This window comes from Pseudaminobacter soli (ex Zhang et al. 2022) (assembly GCF_014595955.1).
Lineage (GTDB): Bacteria > Pseudomonadota > Alphaproteobacteria > Rhizobiales > Rhizobiaceae > Kumtagia > Kumtagia pseudosoli.
Genome location: NZ_JABVCF010000017.1, coordinates 73,169 through 90,404, shown reverse-complemented (window position 1 = coordinate 90,404; position 17,236 = coordinate 73,169). Strand labels below are relative to the sequence as shown.

General features: G+C 64.2%; 15 protein-coding genes and 3 pseudogenes. 15 read left to right on the top strand and 3 right to left on the bottom strand.

Translation table 11 applies throughout. From position 1 onward, the window contains the following. Positions 1-354 (bottom strand): annotated as a pseudogene (locus HUI96_RS25335) (plasmid partitioning protein RepA); the annotation flags it as partial. 1,015 nt (positions 355-1,369) lie between these two features. On the opposite strand from HUI96_RS25335, the gene HUI96_RS25330 reads away from it, so the two are divergent. The 3 genes and pseudogenes from HUI96_RS25330 to HUI96_RS25320 form a co-directional block, all read left to right on the top strand. Next, a complete protein-coding gene (locus tag HUI96_RS25330; protein WP_188257486.1) occupies positions 1,370-1,606 on the top strand; it encodes a WGR domain-containing protein in 237 nt (78 codons plus the stop codon). 183 nt (positions 1,607-1,789) lie between these two features. Next, positions 1,790-2,044 (top strand): annotated as a pseudogene (locus HUI96_RS30340) (hypothetical protein); the annotation flags it as partial. Between the two features lie 90 nt (positions 2,045-2,134). After that, positions 2,135-2,269: pseudogene (locus tag HUI96_RS25320) on the top strand (cold-shock protein); the annotation flags it as partial. Positions 2,270-2,337: 68 nt separating this feature from the next. Here HUI96_RS25320 and HUI96_RS25315 read toward each other — a convergent pair. After that, positions 2,338-2,532 (bottom strand): hypothetical protein, encoded by a 195-nt coding sequence (locus tag HUI96_RS25315; protein WP_188257483.1) that lies wholly within the window; start codon positions 2,530-2,532, stop codon positions 2,338-2,340. A gap of 982 nt (positions 2,533-3,514) precedes the next feature. On the opposite strand from HUI96_RS25315, the gene HUI96_RS25310 reads away from it, so the two are divergent. The 12 genes from HUI96_RS25310 (at position 3,515) to HUI96_RS25255 (ending at position 15,482) form a co-directional block, all read left to right on the top strand. Next, complete coding sequence (locus HUI96_RS25310) at positions 3,515-4,036, top strand: arsenate reductase (azurin) small subunit (protein WP_188257482.1); 522 nt, start codon at positions 3,515-3,517, stop codon at positions 4,034-4,036. Between the two features lie 14 nt (positions 4,037-4,050). Continuing rightward, entirely contained in the window at positions 4,051-6,729 is a 2,679-nt protein-coding gene (locus HUI96_RS25305) for an arsenate reductase (azurin) large subunit (protein ID WP_188257481.1), read from the top strand. A gap of 150 nt (positions 6,730-6,879) precedes the next feature. Next, on the top strand, positions 6,880-7,212 hold the full coding sequence (locus tag HUI96_RS25300) for an ArsR/SmtB family transcription factor (protein WP_188257480.1): 333 nt from the start codon (positions 6,880-6,882) through the stop codon (positions 7,210-7,212). Positions 7,213-7,223: 11 nt separating this feature from the next. Next, positions 7,224-7,730, top strand: coding sequence for an arsenate reductase ArsC (locus tag HUI96_RS25295; RefSeq protein ID WP_188257479.1), 507 nt, complete (start codon positions 7,224-7,226; stop codon positions 7,728-7,730). Positions 7,731-7,790: 60 nt separating this feature from the next. After that, complete coding sequence (gene arsB, locus HUI96_RS25290; protein ID WP_188257529.1) at positions 7,791-8,834, top strand: ACR3 family arsenite efflux transporter; 1,044 nt, start codon at positions 7,791-7,793, stop codon at positions 8,832-8,834. Positions 8,835-8,847: 13 nt separating this feature from the next. Further along, positions 8,848-9,270 carry an arsenate reductase (glutaredoxin) gene (gene arsC / locus HUI96_RS25285; RefSeq protein WP_188257478.1) on the top strand — a complete coding sequence of 141 codons (423 nt, stop codon included), beginning with the start codon at positions 8,848-8,850 and terminating at the stop codon, positions 9,268-9,270. A 114-nt stretch (positions 9,271-9,384) separates the two neighbouring features. Then, positions 9,385-10,116: an arsenical resistance protein ArsH gene (gene arsH / locus HUI96_RS25280; RefSeq protein ID WP_188257477.1), complete on the top strand. Its 732-nt coding sequence runs from the start codon at positions 9,385-9,387 to the stop codon at positions 10,114-10,116. A 136-nt stretch (positions 10,117-10,252) separates the two neighbouring features. Beyond that, a complete protein-coding gene (locus HUI96_RS25275; RefSeq protein ID WP_188257476.1) occupies positions 10,253-11,119 on the top strand; it encodes a DMT family transporter in 867 nt (288 codons plus the stop codon). A 75-nt stretch (positions 11,120-11,194) separates the two neighbouring features. Then, positions 11,195-11,551, top strand: a complete 357-nt coding sequence (locus HUI96_RS25270) for an ArsR/SmtB family transcription factor (RefSeq protein ID WP_188257475.1) — start codon at positions 11,195-11,197, stop codon at positions 11,549-11,551. Then, on the top strand, positions 11,548-12,975 hold the full coding sequence (locus tag HUI96_RS25265) for an NAD(P)-binding protein (RefSeq protein WP_188257474.1): 1,428 nt from the start codon (positions 11,548-11,550) through the stop codon (positions 12,973-12,975). Before HUI96_RS25270 ends, HUI96_RS25265 begins: the two co-directional genes overlap by 4 nt. Then, positions 12,972-14,186 carry an MFS transporter gene (locus HUI96_RS25260; protein WP_337918629.1) on the top strand — a complete coding sequence of 405 codons (1,215 nt, stop codon included), beginning with the start codon at positions 12,972-12,974 and terminating at the stop codon, positions 14,184-14,186. Before HUI96_RS25265 ends, HUI96_RS25260 begins: the two co-directional genes overlap by 4 nt. Before the next feature lie 99 nt (positions 14,187-14,285). Then, complete coding sequence (locus HUI96_RS25255) at positions 14,286-15,482, top strand: IS256 family transposase (RefSeq protein WP_188257472.1); 1,197 nt, start codon at positions 14,286-14,288, stop codon at positions 15,480-15,482. A 557-nt stretch (positions 15,483-16,039) separates the two neighbouring features. Here the strand turns inward: HUI96_RS25255 and HUI96_RS25250 are convergent. Beyond that, positions 16,040-17,233 (bottom strand): IS91 family transposase, encoded by a 1,194-nt coding sequence (locus HUI96_RS25250; protein ID WP_188257471.1) that lies wholly within the window; start codon positions 17,231-17,233, stop codon positions 16,040-16,042. Positions 17,234-17,236 lie beyond the last annotated feature (3 nt).

The following is a 17,236-nucleotide window of genomic DNA, read 5'->3' as shown; positions in this document are numbered from 1 at the left end:
CAGGTGTTCGGCATTGCGTCGATGAGGGACGTATTTCGCTGCCGAGCGGCTGTTTTTATCGAGGAAGTGCCGCATTTCGAGCAGTTGCTCGGCAGTGTATGAGCGACGGCCAGATGGTGTTACCATTGGCTGAGGACCCTTCCCTTCGAGGGAGAGATTCTTGAGGTACCCACTTGTAACGCCGAGATACTGGGCAGCCTCCGATAGCTGGAATAGCCGCAGTGTCTTTTGTGCGTTTGGCGGGAACATCTCCAGCCGATGCTCGTGAAGCATCGCAGAAAGCTCGTTCGCTTGCTGCGTTATCAGCAGATCCACCTCGGAAATTTCGTCCTTGATGCTCGCCGCAACATTCATCGAAAAATCTCGCACATGCACTTTTAACGTAATCTGGGCACATCAAGCGCATGTAGCCGTGATTCTCACGATCCGGCAAGAGGTTTTCAGTTAATGAAAGCTTACTGATGGTTGTTCGATGAACTCGAAGCAAAAGTTGACCGTGGTCAACTCACCCCGAGCTCCTTTGAGAAAGCAGGCGACCAGTTGCCGAGACCCGCATTTGGCCCCTTCGCCATTCCCACCGCGTCACATTCGGAGTGCCCAGACGCCCGACTCCCCCTGCCCTGGACTCGGCCTGCACTCTTGTGGTCTGCTAATTCGATGCTGGTAACCTCGACCAAAGCGGGCAAGCCATCTGCATGTCTGCAGCACCCAATCGGCGACAGTCAGCTCACTTCTCGGGGGCCTTCCTACGAAGCCCTATTCTGCCGTTCCCTCATCCGCCGGCGCAAGCGTGGTCCCGAAAAGCCGCCACACCAGGCCGGACGGTATCGGTATCACCAACGCGGAAAGACACGATCTCCCGTTGCATTATCATTATCCGGAATGACAACCCGGAGAGGCTAACTGAGTGTCGGTTTTGCTCCAATTTCGATTGGATGGCCAAGGTAATGTTCCCTGCTCTCCCGAGTTGGCGACTAAGGGCTCGGGAGGGGAGGGGGGCACTTCAAAGCCCGGACGTCTCGGTGGATTGACGCGGAAACGATCGCATCGCCGCTGATACCTCCCGCTCAACTCGGCTCTGGTGTGGCCAGACTGCCTCTGCAGTGTGATTCTTCGGCAGATCCATTTGCTTGGCATCCCGAGCGGCTCTGAAGGTCGGGCTCTCGAGGCAGGTGAAACCGTCAACACAGACGGGGCTGAGCTACGGACAGCGGGGGCAAGTGGCCCGCAGACGCGCCAGGCGCAACGCGGCCTTTTGCTCCGAACAATCCGATAGAGCGATCTTCCATCGAATCCATGAATCGATCCGGGCCCAGAGATTCAAAACACTCATTGGACGTCGATCCCGCCATTGGCGAGACTCTCTGCCATGTCAGACCACCACGCGCCCATCTCCCTGCGCCGCCTCGATCAAAGCCGCAACATGGCCCGCTTCTATGTGCTCTCGCTCCAGCCGACTTTGTTCGGCGAGGTCTCGCTCGTGCGGCACTGGGGCCGCATTGGCACCAAAGGCCGTCAGAAGATCGAACTGTTTGATACGGGTTGGGGTGCCAACGCGGCGCTTGCTAGCCTTGCTGAGAAAAAGCGCAAGCGCGGCTATCGCTGAAGGGCAGGGGGCCCCAAACGCTACTCTGCCCCCATCGCAGATCGCGAAGCCGACCCTCGCTTCGCAGCTCTCTCCGGAGGCTGAGCATGACTGCTGGGCAACCACCTGCTAGGCTCTGTCGCCCCGCCGCCGTCGGGGTGACCCGAAGCACAGATCACGTCTCATTAGGATGGCGGCTCGCGGCAGCCGATCATGATCGCTTACCGGCAGGAGGCGCTGCAACCTGCGCCGCAGCATTGTCAGAGGGACTACGCCGGCCGCGAGACCTCAAGTCCACTGAACCCAACGCCCAGAGGGATCCTGCACGGCAACCCCGATGGCTGGTTCAATTGGGCGGAGCAGGGGCGATACGAACTCACCTGGACAGGGAGGAAAGCGTTCGGACCTTGGCCGGTGACTCCTAAATGTTTAGTCCCGGCATTTGCTGGAGCGGATTGAGCCTGAAGCCTTCGGGCTGTGAAGCCCACGCCTTCCAGATGAACTCGTGAGGCCCTTGAAGGTCTCCAGCCTACCTGCCGTGCCGACGGCGGGAAGGACGTGTTCGTCCATGCCAGCGCCCTGAACCGCTCCGGCATTAGTACCCTCGTCGAAGGTCAGGGGGTGCAAATAAGCTACGCGCAGCGCCAGAATAGCCTTGAGGCGCGTAGCATCCGGTCTGTCTGAGCAGTGCTCAGTTGCCACTGAGACGAGGGTAGCCTCATCAGGGCCGCCCGTCCATTCGCTGTTGATGTTCAGCGGGCTCCGAGATCAAGCAGAGCGATCACGGCCCCGGCGCCGACCACCGCGATTTCCATTAGTCGAGCGGCCACTGTCTTGGCGCCGGGCCTTGCTCGCGTATCCACCACCAGCACGATTACCGTTGCCGATCCTGCGGTGAGAACCGTCAGGGCGACAACGGTGGTGAAGACGATTTCGAAAGGGTTCATGTCCATCTCCTCCCTTGGAGGAGGAGTGTCTCAGACTTGGCGGGGAGGGGGATGAAATTAGCTAGTTGGCTTCCGGAGAACGTTAGGATAGTGGGTTTTTCGCTTTTGTCAGGAGGCAATCTATCCCCGCTCCAGAAAATCGAATCTGACTAGCTACAAGCGCGGCATTCTGACGGCCTCCGTGTCCATCGAGTAGTTCCGCTCTCCCTTGCTCAAGACGCCCGCAGTTTCAGGTTTCGGGCATCCCGCTGCTCCATGAGCTCGGCAAAGCTGGATGCCGAGGCCTCATCCGAAATCGCTACCCGCCGGATTATCAAGGATTCCTTTGGCGGAATCCTTGCGGAGGTGAAGGATTGACCCATTCCCGGCCGTTCGGCTTCGGGAAAGACTGCTCTGCGCCGTTCTCTGACGTCCAACTAAAACGCCATCCGCTCCCGGAAGCTGCCATTCGCCCAGTGTGCCAGGGATGGCGTGCTAGGGTGGGAAGCGGAATGGCCGCTTTTGGGCGGGCATAGCAAGCAAGCGGACGTTCGGTCAGCCAACACCATCCACAGCGCTGCGCCCGATGTCGGACGTTGAGATCTGCGTTGCAGCATCCTGAAAGCAGGCCGCTCCGGCGGGTCACGCTGGGTTGCACAAATACCCGAGGTTGCCGCTGTGCCGCACGACGGCATTTGGCCGCCAAACAGCCATCAGAGCTTCAATTTCGCCAATAGCAACCCTTGTTCGATGTCTGTGACCCATATGGATGCCGCATTCAGAAAGAACTGCTCCGCTTGACCACCGTCCTGCATGGGAGCACAGTGAACGAGCGTTCGGAACCTGGACCTTCGGCATCGCATCACTGTTCGGCTTTCCGGACGCGGTTGCCCGCCTGACGGCGAACGAGATCGGTTTTTCCTCCATTTTGTGCCGCTGTCTCGCGGGCTGGCATGGGCCAGCGCGCGCTTGGCGCTGCCGCCTCGCGGCACGGGAGGAACGCATGGAACGCTGCAAGAGAATGGTCGACCTCGGCCGTCGCCGCTTCCTGCAGGGAAGCGCGATCGCGGCCGCCGGAGCGGCAGCCGCCGCCAGCCTACCCAGAGAGGCCAAGGCGCAGGCCGCAATGGCGAGGGTGGAGTATCCCTCGAACCGCCTTGCCAATGTCGCCGACCTAAAGGTCAATGAGCCGCTCGAGGTCGCATATCCCGACGAGAACGCGCCTGGCGTGCTCATCAAGCTCGGCCACCGGGTCGCAGGCGGCGCGGGACCCGACGGCGACATCGTCGGCTTCACAACGATCTGCCCGCACAAGGGATTTCCTCTCGCCTACCATGCCGATGACCGCACGTTGAACTGCCCTGGGCACTATTCCCGCTTCGACTGCGAGGCCGGAGGACTTGAGATCTGGGGCCAGGCTACCCAGAACCTGCCGCAATACACTCTCCGCGTTGACGACAAGGGCGACGTGTTCGCCGAGGGCCTCGACGAACTCCTCTACGGCCGCCTCTCCAACGTGCTCTGAAGGGAGGACCTGCCATGGCCTTCAAACGCCAGATCGACCGCCTGCCGATCATCCCGGCGGATGCCAAGGTCCACAATGTGGTCTGCCATTACTGCATCGTCGGCTGCGGCTATCACGCCTACAGTTGGGACGTGAACCACCAGGGCGGCACCGCGCCCGACCAGAACATCTTCGGGGTCGACCTGTCTCGCCAGCAGCCCGCCCAGACGGCAGCTTGGTACTCGCCCTCCATGTACAACATCGTCAAGCAAGACGGCCGGGACGTCCACATGGTCATCAAGCCGGACCCGGACTGCGTCGTGAACTCCGGGCTGGGGTCGATCCGCGGTGCGCGGATGGCGGAGATGAGCTACAGCCGCGCCCGCAGTACTCAGCTGCGACGTCTCACCGACCCGCTGGTGTGGCGCTACGGCCAGTTGCAGCCGACCTCGTGGGACGATGCGCTCGATCTCGTCGCCCGGGTCACCGCGCGGGTGATCGCCGACAAGGGCGAGGATGCGCTCTTCGTCTCCGCCTATGACCACGGCGGCGCGGGCGGCGGCTACGAGGATACCTGGGGCACCGGGAAGCTCTACTTCAGCGCGATGAAGGTGAAGAACATCCGCATCCACAATCGTCCCGCTTACAACTCCGAGGTCCACGGTACCCGCGACATGGGCGTGGGCGAGCTCAACAACTGCTACGAGGACGCCGAGCTTGCCGACACGATCATGGTGGTCGGAGCGAACCCGCTGGAGACGCAGACCAACTATTTCCTGAACCACTGGGTGACGAACCTGCGCGGCACGTCGCAGGACAAAAAGAACGAGCAGATTCCCGGCGAGGCGCACGACCGCGCCAGGATCGTCATCGTCGACCCGCGCCGCACCCCGACCGTCGCCGTCTGCGAGGCAGAAGCCGGGCCGGAAAACGTGCTGCACCTGAAGATAAACCCCGGGACCGACCTGGCGTTGTTCAATGCGCTGTTCACTGAGATCGCCGACAAGGGCTGGGTCGACCATGCATTCATCGAGGCCAGTACGGCTACAAAGCCAGGGCCCCAGTCAAAAGCCGACGTGGCGCATCCGGCGATCCTGACGACCTTCGCCGCCGCACGCGACGGGAACCGCACGTCGCTCGAAGAGGTCGCCGGGATCACTGGCCTCTCGCCCGATGACATCCGGAAAGCCGCGAGCTGGATCGCCGAACCCAAGGAAGGCGGGGCCCGCCGTCGCACCATGTTCGCCTACGAGAAGGGGCTGATCTGGGGCAACGACAACTACCGCACCAACGGGGCGCTCGTGAACATCGCGCTCGCCACCGGAAACGTCGGGCGGCCGGGAGGCGGAGTGGTTCGCCTCGGCGGCCACCAGGAGGGATACTCGCGGCCGGCAGCCGATTTCATCGGTCGTCCGGCTCCCTATGTGGACAGGCTGCTGATCGAGGGTCAAGGCGGCGTGCATCACATCTGGGGCTGCGACCACTACAAGACGACGCTGAACGCCGACGTGTTCAAGGCCGCCTACAAGGTCCGCACCGACAAGGTGAAGGATGCCATGAACCGGGTAGCCTATGGCGACCGACAGACGATGGTGAATGCCATCATCGCTGCGATAAACGACGGCGGCCTGTTCGCGGTCGACGTCGACATCGTGCCGGCCAAGATCGGCGAGGCCTGCCACGTGATCCTGCCCGCTGCCACCAGCGGTGAGATGAACCTCACCTCGATGAACGGCGAGCGGCGGATGCGGCTCACCGAGCGCTACATGGACCCGCCCGGCCAAGCCATGCCGGACTGTCTGATCGCGGCCCGTATCGCCAACAACCTGCAGCGCGTCTTCGAGGAGATGGGCAAGCAGGACCTCGCCGCGAATTTCAACGGCTTCGACTGGAAGACCGAGGAAGACGCCTTCATGGACGGCTACCACCAGCACGAAAAGGGCGGGGAGTACGTGACCTACGCCCGACTTCGCGCCATGGGCACCAACGGATTCCAGGAGCCTGCAGTCGGAATCGAAGGAGGACCGGGAGGTCAGGCCAGCTCGCTCGGCGAGACCACGACGGGGGGCCAACACGGCATGATCGTCCAGGGCCCGGCGATCGAAGGCGCACGCGGGAAGGAACCCGTGCAGGAGCAGGGACCCAATGCCGCCGCCGCGCAGGTGCCTACCACCGGGACCGAACGCATCATTGGCACAAAGCGTCTTTATGCCGATGGGAAGTTCAACACGCCGGACGGCAGGGCATTCTTCATGCACGCGGCTTGGCGCGGGTTGGAGGCCCCGGGCAAGCAGGAGCAGAAGGACACCTACGCCTTCCTGATCAACAACGGCCGCACCAACCACATCTGGCAATCAGCCTACCTGGACGTCGGAAACGAGATGGTGATGGACCGCTGGCCCTATCCGTTCATCGAGATGCATCCGGACGACATGAGCAAGGTCGGCGTAAAGGAGGGCGACCTGGTGGAAGTCTACAACGACGCGGGCTCGACGCAGGCAATGGTGTATCCGACGCCCACGGCCCGGCCAGGCGAGACCTTCATGCAGTTCGCCAATCCGATGGGCGTAATGGGCAATGTCGTCAACGCCGGGACCAACGAGCTGATCATCCCGAACTACAAGCAGACCTGGGCCGACATCCGCAAGCTCGCGGATGCGCCTGGTAGCGTGCAGCACCTGTCGTTCAAGTCGCAGCAGTACAGGGCCAGCTAACATATCGCGACTTCGGCCGCCGCGGCGCATGGCCGTGGCGGCTCTTTGGCTCCGAGCTTCCTCGGCTCTTCGGGAGAGCCGCCACTTCCCGGTTGCACATTTCCTTCCGCCGCCTTATATCCGCGCCGTTGTATCTGGATTTGCGGATATATGGATAAGACAGCAGCCCTCGCCGCCCTGGCGGCGCTTGGCCAGGACACCCGGCTCGAGATCTTCCGGCTTCTCGTGCGCGCCGGCGCGGATGGCATTCCGGCAGGCGAGATCGCGACGCGGCTGGGCACGGTCCAGAACACGACTTCCGCCCACCTCAAGACGCTCGGGCATGCAGGACTGGTCCGCGCCGCGCGCGAGGGTCGCACCATCCGCTACTTCGCCGACATGACTGGCTTCCGCGATCTGCTCGCCTTCCTGATGGAGGATTGCTGCAACGGCGCTCCGGAACTCTGCCAGCCCGCGATCGAAGCCATCACCTGCGGCTGCTAGGGATGCCTGCCATGACCCAAGCCTACAACGTCCTGTTCCTGTGCACTGGCAACTCCGCCCGCTCAATCCTTGGCGAGGCGATCCTGAACCGTCTCGGCGAGGACAGGTATAGGGCGTTCTCCGCGGGCTCCTACCCGAAGGGTACGGTCCATCCCTTCGCCATCGATCTGCTGAAGGGCATGGGCTACGACACCTCCTTCGCCCGTTCCAAAAGCTGGGACGAGTTCGCCGCGCCCGACGCTCCGCACATGGACTTCGTCTTCACCGTCTGCGACGCCGCGGCGGAGGAAGCCTGCCCCGTATGGCCCGGCCATCCCATGACTGCGCACTGGGGCATTCCCGATCCGGCGGCAGCACAGGGAACCGACGCCGAGAAGCACCTCGCCTTGGCAGAGGCTTACCGCATGCTCTCCAACCGCATATCGGCCTTCCTCTCGCTGCCGCATGCTTCGATCGACCGCCTGGCGCTGCAGCAGCGCCTCCGCGAGATCGGGCAGGCCTTTCCCAAACCCGGCTGAACCAAGGACCACGTCATGACGGACATCGCAGTCGAGCCGAAGCTCGAGGCACCCGCAGGGATCGGCTTCTTCGAGAAGTACCTGACCATCTGGGTCGCGCTCTGCATCGTCGCCGGGATCGCGCTCGGCCACATGCTGCCCGGACTCTTCGGGGTGATCGCCAGCGCCGAGATCGCCAAGGTAAACCTTCCGGTCGCCGTGCTGATCTGGCTGATGATCGTGCCGATGCTGCTCCGGGTCGACTTCGCGTCGCTCGCGCAGGTCGGCACCTACTGGCGCGGCATCGGCGTCACCCTGTTCATCAACTGGGCGGTGAAGCCGTTCTCGATGGCGCTGCTTGGTTGGCTGTTCGTTGGCTGGCTGTTCCGGCCGTGGCTGCCGGAAGCGCAGATTGATTCCTACATTGCGGGCCTGATCATTCTGGCCGCAGCGCCGTGCACCGCGATGGTGTTCGTCTGGTCGAACCTGACCCGGGGCGAACCGAACTTCACGCTGTCGCAGGTAGCGCTCAATGACGCGATCATGATCGTCGCCTTCGCGCCAATCGTCGGCCTGCTGCTCGGCCTGTCGGCGATCACGGTTCCTTGGGACACGCTCCTCCTGTCCGTCGTGCTCTACATCCTGCTGCCTGTTGTCGTGGCCCAGTTCGTACGCAAGCGGCTTCTGGCCACGGGCGGGCAAGCTTCGCTGGATCGGCTACTGGGCAGGCTGCAGCCGATTTCCCTTCTTTCGCTCTTGGCAACGCTGGTCCTGCTGTTCGGCTTCCAAGGCGAGCAGATCATAGCCCAGCCTCTCGTGATCGCCCTTCTCGCCGTGCCGATCCTGATCCAGGTCTACTTCAACTCCGGCTTCGCCTACCTGCTGAACCGGATCTCGGGCGAGCGGCATTGCGTGGCGGGCCCATCGGCCCTGATCGGCGCGTCCAACTTTTTCGAACTTGCGGTGGCGGCCGCTATCGCGCTGTTCGGCCTGAACTCGGGCGCGGCGCTCGCCACGGTCGTCGGCGTGCTCGTCGAGGTTCCTGTGATGCTGTCCGTTGTCTGGATCGTGAACCGCTCGAAAGGCTGGTACGAGCGAAGCGAAGCCGTGAAGCAGCCCACATAAAGAGGAGGTCCGGATGAGCATCACGATCTACCACAACCCGGCCTGCGGCACCTCACGCAACACGCTCGCCATGATCCGCCAGTCCGGCGAGGAACCGGAGGTGATCGAGTACCTGAAGAACCCGCCGTCGCGGGAGCAGCTGGTCGAGTTGATCGCCGCCATGGGTATCACGCCGCGCCAGCTGCTGCGCGAGAAGGGCACGCCTTACTCGGAACTTGGCCTGGACGATCCGAAATGGAGCGACGACGAACTGATCGACTTCATGCTGGCGCATCCGATCCTCATCAATCGCCCGATCGTCGTCACGCCGCTCGGCACGAAGCTCTGCCGTCCTTCTGAGGCCGTACTCGACATCCTGCCCAATCCTGACATCGGTCCTTTCACCAAGGGCGACGGAGAGGTGGTGATCGATGCCGATGGCAGGCGCGTGCGCTGAAGCTATTTCGAATTTTTTCGAATTAGCATTGACCCTGCCCGGGGAGACATCCTATATTTCGAGAGAATTCGAAATAGGCCGCAGCGGGAGGTCGCGGCCTCAATGGAGTTTCCAATGACCAAAGCCGCAAGTCCGCTCGACACCTTTCCGAATGTCGACGAGGACCAGTTCCAGCCCATCGACCCGGCCGCGCTCTTCGACGTGCCACGCGCCGCCCACCCGCCACGAATCCTGATGCTTTACGGCTCCCTGCGGGAACGCTCCTATTCCAGGCTGGCAACGGAAGAGGCGGCGCGGATCCTGCGGAGGTTCGGTGCGGAGGTGCGCATCTTCAATCCGTCCGGACTGCCGCTTCCGGACTCGACCTCGGCCGACCACCCGAAGGTAAAGGAGCTACGTGAGCTGTCGATGTGGTCCGAGGGACAGGTCTGGTGCTCGCCTGAGCGTCACGGCTCGATGACGGGCATCATGAAGGCCCAGATCGACTGGCTGCCGCTGTCCCTCGGCGGCATTCGCCCGACCCAGGGAAGGACGCTCGCGGTCATGCAGGTATGCGGCGGTTCCCAGAGCTTCAACGCCGTCAACCAGCTGCGCGTGCTTGGCCGCTGGATGCGAATGTTCACCATTCCCAATCAGTCTTCTGTCGCCAAGGCGTTCAACGAGTTCGACGAGTCCGGCCGCATGAAACCCTCGCCCTACTACAACCGCATCGTCGACGTGATGGAGGAACTGGTGAAGTTCACCCTTCTGCTGCGCGACCGGACTGGCTACCTGACGGATCGTTACTCCGAGCGGGTCGAGAGCGCTGAGGAGGTCTCCAGGCGGGTGAACCAGCGGTCGATTTAAGGCGGGTATTCACCGCGGAGAGGATTGCAAGCGCAGATCGACGGACGGATTATGCCCCGGGGCGCGACGACGTCGGCGAATGTCGTTTTGGGGATCACGTGGCAATTATCCGGGACTTTGACGCTGGGGCGGTCGCATGAGGCCCCGTGACGTTGCCTTGGCGGCCGCGCCTCCGGCGCTGTGGGCGATAGCCTACACGATCGCGAAACCGACCATGCAGAGCTTCCCGCCTTTGTTCCTGATGAGCATCATCTACGGAATCACGGCGATCGCACTGTATCGCCCCAATCCGAAACGGCAGACTCCGTTATGGGTCATCCTCGTTGGCTCGGTACTGGGGGGAAGCGTGCAAAGCGGCCTGATATTCAGCGGCGTCGCGCTCGTTCCTGCCAGTACGGCAGTCATGACAGTTCAATCCCAGGTCCCCTTCGCCGTGTTGGCTGCTTGGGCGATTGGCCTGGAACGGATAAATCGCCGCCGGCTCGCAGGAATCGTCCTCTCCCTCGGCGGTGTCGCCCTTGTCGTGGGGTTGCCGAACTCCGTGGGTGAAATTCGCGGCCTGCTGATGATCGTTGCAGGAACACTCTGTTGGGGCATCGCGCAGGCGCTCATACGAGCCAGATCGACGGAGGCGGGCGGATATCTCATGGGGGCGATGTCCGCGCTCGCGGTGCCTCAGATGGTGGCGATGTCGTTACTGTTGGAAACAGGTCAGGGTCGGGCCGTGCTCGATGCAGGACTCGCCGACTGGGGAGCGATCCTCGTTTTGGCGGTGGGCGGTTTCGTAATTGCCTACACGATTTGGTACGGGCTGCTTCGTAGCTATCGCGTCGACCAAGTGGCCCCGTTCATTCTTCTGATGCCCGTGATCGGCGTGCTTCTGGCGTCTGTGTTCCTGAATGAGCAGCCGTCTGCATTGGTGCTTTGTGGAGGCGCTGTCATTCTGGCAGGCCTCGGGTTGGTTGTCCGTGCGCCAAGGGAAACAGGTTTCCAAACCGCATAAGGCTTGACTCAGTCCTATTTCGAGGATTTTCGAAATTTCCTTGACGGCGCGGGGCAGTCCGACTAGCTTATTTCTATGGAACTCGAAAAAGCAGCACTGCAGCTCGAAGCAATCGGCAACCCGACCCGCCTCCAGCTCTATCGCATCCTGGTTCGCGCCGGCGCGGAAGGGCTCCCCGTCGGCCGTGTCCAGGAGAAGCTTGGCATCGCCGCCTCGACGCTGTCGCACCACATCAAGCGTCTCGTCGACGCAGGTCTCGTCACGCAGGAGCGGCACGCGACGACGCTGGTGTGCCGCGCCCATTATCCTGCGATGCAGTCACTGATCGGCTTCCTCGCCGACGAGTGCTGCGCCGACGGAAGCTGCCCTACCGAACCCGCCAGCCATCCGCCCGGCTGCACCTCACCCTCCGCGAAGAAGGAAACGACATGAACGCGATCACCTCCGCGGAGCTTCCTGTCGCCGTCATCGGAGCCGGACCAGTCGGCCTTGCCGCCGCCGCCCGTCTGGTGGAGCGCGGCCTTCGTCCGGCGATCTTCGAGAAGGGCAACCGCGTTGGCGCAGCGATCCTCGACTGGGGCCATGTCCGCGTCTTCTCGCCGTGGGACTACAACGTCGACGAAGCTGCCCGGGCGCTGCTCGCGGATGAAGGCATTGCCGCACCGGAGGGTGACTACCTTCCCACGGGTGAGGAGATCGTTGCGCACTATCTCGAGCCGCTGTCCCGGGTGCCGTCCATCGCGTCCGGCCTGAAGCTGGGAGCGGAAGTCACGGGCGTCACGCGCCTTAGCCATGACCTCATGTCCAGCGACGGCCGCGTCGATGCGCCGTTCGTCGTGCGGTACCGAGACGGGACCCGAGAGCACCGCCTGCTGGCGCGGGCCGTGATCGATGCTTCCGGCACGTGGTCGTGCCCGAACCCGATGGGGCCCGACGGCCTCGCCGTGACGGGCGAAGCAGAAGCAACGGACCTCATCGCCTACGGAATCCCTGATATCGCCGTCGCGGAACGCGACTCCTACTCAGGCAAGCGGACGCTCGTGCTCGGCAGCGGCCATTCGGCAATCAACGTGGCGCTCGCGCTGCTTGATCTCCAGGAGAAGATCCCCGACACCCGGGTCCTTTGGGCGCTGCGCCGCGACCGCATCGACCGTCTGCTCGGCGGTGGACTGAACGACCAGTTGCCCGGCCGTGGCGCGCTCGGCCTCGCCGCGAAGAAGGCGATCAATGAAGGCAGGCTGGACATGCTCGCTCCCTTCGTTGTCGACCGCGTCGTCCTGCACGGCACCCGACTGAAAGTCGAGGCGCGGCTCGGCAGCCGACCGATCATCGAGAAGGTCGACCGCATCGTCGTCGCGACCGGGTTTCGTCCTGACTTCTCGTTCCTGCGCGAACTCCGCCTGGGGCTCGATCCCGCGATTGAGGCACCGCCCGCGCTCGCGCCGCTGATCGACCCCAATGTCCATTCCTGCGGCACCGTCCCGCCGCACGGCATCCATGAACTGGCGCATCCTGAATCGGGGTTCGTCATCGTCGGCTCTAAGTCCTATGGACGCGCGCCAACCTTCCTGATGGCGACCGGCTACGAGCAGGTGCGTTCCGTCGTTGCCGAACTCGCCGGGGACCGGGTCGCCGCCCGCGAGGTTCGCCTCGTGCTGCCCGAGACCGGGGTCTGCGGCGCTCCGGCCAGCATCGCCGCAAGTTCCTGCTGTGGCGGCCCGGCCCCGACCACCACTAACGCGTGCTGCGCGGACGATGCCGCGGCCAAGGCGCATGGCCAGGACGGATGCGGCTGCTCGGCCCCTGTCGTCGAGCCTGCGGTCGCGAAGTCCAGCTGCTGTCAGAGCGCCGCGTGAGGGCGGCATCCGCGCCCGACGCGCCGGGCTGGTTCATCAGCGCGCTCGGGGCGGCCCAGATCTGCTCCTGGGGAACGCTGTTCTACGGCTTCCCCCTGATTGCCGAGGCGATGCGGACCGATCTCGGCTGGTCGAAACCCACGCTCTACGGCGCGGCATCGATCGGCATGCTGCTGGCGGGCCTCGCAGCCTATCCCGTGGGCACCGCGATCGACCGCGGCCACGGGCGGGTCCTGATGCCCGGCGCGTCCGTTCTCGCGGGCGTGCTGCTCGTTGCCTGGTCGCAGGTGGAAGAACTCGCGGCCTTCTACCTCGTGCTCGCGGTCCTGGGCTGCATGCAGGCCGCGACCCTCTACGAGCCTGCCTTCGCGGTCATCGCCCGCCGCGTCGGGCCGCTCAACGCCCGCAAGGGGATCACCGCGCTGACGCTGTGGGGCGGGTTCGCAAGCACGGTCTTCATCCCGATCATCCAGTTCCTGATCGAGACGCAGGGCTGGCGCGGCGCGCTGATGGCGATGGGGGCCGTGAACGTCATAGTCTGCGGAGGCCTCTACTTCCTCGCCATTGACCCGTCCCGCGATGCTCCCATGCGTTCCGCCGAACCGGGTGCACCATCCCCTGCTCTCGGACGGGCCGCCGTAGCCGCGGCCATGCGAAGGCCTGCCTACTGGGGCCTGATGCTCGCCTGGGTCTCCTATGCCTTCGCCTTCTCGTCGCTCACCTACCACTTCTTCCCGCTGCTGCTGGAACGCGGGCTGGATTCGTCAGGCGCGGTGGCGGTGCTTGCCGTGATCGGGCCTGCGCAGGTGGCGGGCCGCATCCTGGTTCGGGCGTTCGCCTCGGAGGCCCCGGTGCGGTCGGTGGGGTCGGGGATCGTGATCGTCTTCCCGCTGGCGGTCGTCGGCTTTTCCCTCGCTCCGCCTGAGGTGCTTGTCATTGCGGCCGTCGCGGCCTTCTACGGGGCCGCAAACGGCATGATCACCATCGTCAGGGGCATGGCAGTGCCGGAGATGGTGACACGGGACGGCTACGGGGCGGTGAACGGCTCGCTCGTCGCTCCGATGAACGTCATGACGGCGCTCGCCCCGCTCGGAGCTGCGCTCCTTTGGCAGGCCAGCGGAGGCTACGGAGCGGTCCTGGCCGCGATCTTCGCCGGATCCCTGACACTGTGCGCCGGGTTCTGGTTCGCGGCAGCACGATCGAAGGGCTAGGGGTAGCGTGCTGAAGGTTCTGCAAATTCGTCGCTGAGTGGCGGCCATGGCAGGCTGGTGATGTTCACGTCACCTGATTCCCTGGAGAGGAACGCCGCCATGACCAGAAGTGAGGGTACGACTGCGAGCGCCGCCGTCAAAGACATTCTGCTTTCGAGCCCGGACGGACTGCGCGAAGTGATCCGGACGGTACTGCAGGAAGTGCTCGAGGCGGAGATGGACGAGGCGCTCGGTGCGGCGAAGGGGGAGCGCACGCCGGAGCGGCTCGGCTACCGCTCGGGCCATTACGGCCGCACGCTGATCACGCGTGTCGGCAAGCTCGAGCTGCGCGTCCCGCAGGACCGGCAGGGCCGCTTCTCCACCGAGCTGTTCGAGCGCTACCAGCGTTCGGAGCGGGCGCTGGTGGCGACGTTGGCGGAGATGTACGTGCAGGGCGTCTCGACCCGCAAGGTCAAGGCGATCACCGAGGAGCTGTGCGGTCATTCCTTCTCGGCCTCGGCGATCTCGGCCATCAACAAGCGGCTGGACGAGAGCCTCAAGGCCTTTGCCGAGCGCCCGCTGCATGAGCCGTTCCCCTATCTCATCCTCGACGCCCGCTACGAGAAGGTGCGCGAGGCCGGCGTGGTGATGAGCCAGGCGGTGCTGATTGCGGTCGGCATCGACTGGGACGGCCGGCGCCAGATCCTGGCCGTCGACATGGCCGGTCGCGAGAGCCGCTCGGCCTGGAAGGACTTCCTCGTCAAGCTCAAGGCGCGCGGCCTCAAGGGCATCGAGCTGGTCGTGTCCGACGACCATGCCGGGCTGGTCGCGGCGATCGGCGAGGTGGTGCCCGAAGCTGCCTGGCAGCGCTGCTACGTCCACTTCCTGCGCAACGTGCTCGACCATTTGCCGCGCAAGCACGGCGAGGATTGCCGGGCCGAACTGCGCTGGCTCTACGAGCGCCGCGATCTTGCCGAGGCCCGGGCCGACCTCTCGGCCTGGCTTGCCAAATGGTCGGCGCGCTATCCCCGCCTGACCGCCTGGGTCGAGGACAATATCGAGCAGACGCTCACCTTCTTCCGGCTGCCGCGCCAGCACCACAAACACCTGAAGAGCACCAATATGCTGGAGCGCCTCAACGAGGAGATCCGGCGCAGAACCCATGTCGTGCGCATCTTCCCGAACGCCCACAGTTGCCTGCGCCTCGTCAGGGCGCTGGCCGTCGAAACCCACGAGAACTGGATGGAGGCCAACCGCTACATCAACATGGACGATCTGCGCGAGCACAAGAAGCTCGCCCTACGCCAAGCTGCATGACCAGTTCCATGGCCGCCCATTTGCAGAACTTGACGCACACAACCGGGCTAGGAGCGAATGGCTGCTGGGCTGAGCCGGGCCGAATGCCCTGGTAGGTCGTATTGAGACCATCCTGGGGTGGATCCGAACGACAGCTTTCGGGAAGCGGCAGCAGGTCGTGGAACGGCCGAGATGCGGTCGGAAGCAGTCGTTGAGACTAACCCCCGTTCAACGGCCGCTATTCGATCCTCGACGCCCGAAAGCAGAAGGTCTGTAAACGTGAAGAGTTTCGGGCGCCGGTAGGCGTACGAAAGTCCCCGAGGAAGGAACCCGCGGGTGACGGGGCGATGGCTATGGGGATTTCGATTTTGCGCTGGTGTCGGCGATGGCGCGACCGCCGTCGGCAAGCGCTGGGTTTGATGCGGACGGACCGCTTCGTTGCGGCTCCGCGCGGTCTCGCGGACCCGGCCCGCGGCTGGTTGCGGCGGTGTCGGCATCGATGATCGCGATTGACACGCATGGGTTCGTTGCCGGCGGCTGCGTGCCCGCGGCTGAAGGCTGGACCTGGCCATGCCGGGTCATGGGGCTTTCTCCCGGTTCGTTGCCGTCTTGCCCGGCGGTGCGCGCGGCTGCCCCCAGCCGGTGAACACCTCGATGACGATCATGCGTCCACCGCAGCATGGGCACGGCGGGCGAAAGTCGTCTGGCGCCGCCGATGGATCGTTAACGACGGGAGGCGCGGCCGCCAGCAGTTCGCGAGCGTGTGCGAGGCTCATCTTGCGGGAACCGCTGGCGAGCAGGCCGTAATGACGGATGCGATGGAAGCCGCGCGGCAGGACATGAAGCAGGAAGCGACGGATGAACTCGTCGGTGGCGAGCGTCATGACCTGCTGCCGGTCGGCGCCGTCGCGGCGATAGTTCTTGTAGCGGAAGGTGACGCCGCTCGCGTCGAAGGCGATCAGGCGGCGGTTCGAGATCGCCACCCGGTGGGTATAACGCGATAGATAGGCCAGCACCGCCTCCGGCCCGGCGAAGGGCGGCTTGGCGTAGACCACCCAGCGCTTCTTCCTGACAGGAGCAAGATGGCGCAGGAATGCCTGCCGCTTGGCGAGGTGCGCCGCCGATCCGAAGAAGGTGAGCCGTCCGGCATCGTGCAGCGCGACCAGGCGGGTGAGGAACAGCCGGCGGAACAGCTTGCCGAGCACCCGCACCGGGAGCAGGAAGGCCAGGCGCGACGAGACCCAGCACTTGCCGTCGAGCGCGATGCCGCCGCCCGGCACGATCATGTGCACGTGCGGATGGTGGGTCAGCGCCGAGCCCCAGGTGTGGAGCACTGCGGTGATGCCGATGCGCGCGCCGAGATGCTTCGGGTCGGCGGCGATCGTCAGCATCGTCTCCGATGCCGCCTTGAACAGCAGGTCGTAGACCAGCGCCTTGTTGTGGAAGGCGATGTCGGCGACCTCGGCCGGCAGCGTGAACACGACGTGGAAGTAGCCGACCGGCAGGAGGTCGGCCTCGCGCTCGGCAAGCCATGTCCGCGCGGCCGCGCCCTGACACTTGGGGCAGTGCCGGTTGCGGCAGGAGTTGTAGGCGATCCGCCACTGGCCGCAGTCCTCGCAGGCCTCGACGTGACCGCCAAGGGCGGCGGTGCGGCAGTGTTCGATTGCCGACATGACCTTGAGCTGGGCGAGGCTCAGGTGACCTGCATGGGCTGCCCGGTAAGCAGGCCCTGCTGTGCGGAAGATGTCGGCGACCTCGACCGAGGCGCGCACGGC

Coding starts and splice junctions, on each gene's coding strand:
- HUI96_RS25330 (WP_188257486.1), top strand. CDS start 1,370: ATGTCAGACCACCACGCGCCCATCTCCCTGCGCCGCCTCGATCAAAGC.
- HUI96_RS25315 (WP_188257483.1), bottom strand. CDS start 2,532: ATGAACCCTTTCGAAATCGTCTTCACCACCGTTGTCGCCCTGACGGTT.
- HUI96_RS25310 (WP_188257482.1), top strand. CDS start 3,515: ATGGAACGCTGCAAGAGAATGGTCGACCTCGGCCGTCGCCGCTTCCTG.
- HUI96_RS25305 (WP_188257481.1), top strand. CDS start 4,051: ATGGCCTTCAAACGCCAGATCGACCGCCTGCCGATCATCCCGGCGGAT.
- HUI96_RS25300 (WP_188257480.1), top strand. CDS start 6,880: ATGGATAAGACAGCAGCCCTCGCCGCCCTGGCGGCGCTTGGCCAGGAC.
- HUI96_RS25295 (WP_188257479.1), top strand. CDS start 7,224: ATGACCCAAGCCTACAACGTCCTGTTCCTGTGCACTGGCAACTCCGCC.
- arsC (WP_188257478.1), top strand. CDS start 8,848: ATGAGCATCACGATCTACCACAACCCGGCCTGCGGCACCTCACGCAAC.
- arsH (WP_188257477.1), top strand. CDS start 9,385: ATGACCAAAGCCGCAAGTCCGCTCGACACCTTTCCGAATGTCGACGAG.
- HUI96_RS25275 (WP_188257476.1), top strand. CDS start 10,253: ATGAGGCCCCGTGACGTTGCCTTGGCGGCCGCGCCTCCGGCGCTGTGG.
- HUI96_RS25270 (WP_188257475.1), top strand. CDS start 11,195: ATGGAACTCGAAAAAGCAGCACTGCAGCTCGAAGCAATCGGCAACCCG.
- HUI96_RS25265 (WP_188257474.1), top strand. CDS start 11,548: ATGAACGCGATCACCTCCGCGGAGCTTCCTGTCGCCGTCATCGGAGCC.
- HUI96_RS25255 (WP_188257472.1), top strand. CDS start 14,286: ATGACCAGAAGTGAGGGTACGACTGCGAGCGCCGCCGTCAAAGACATT.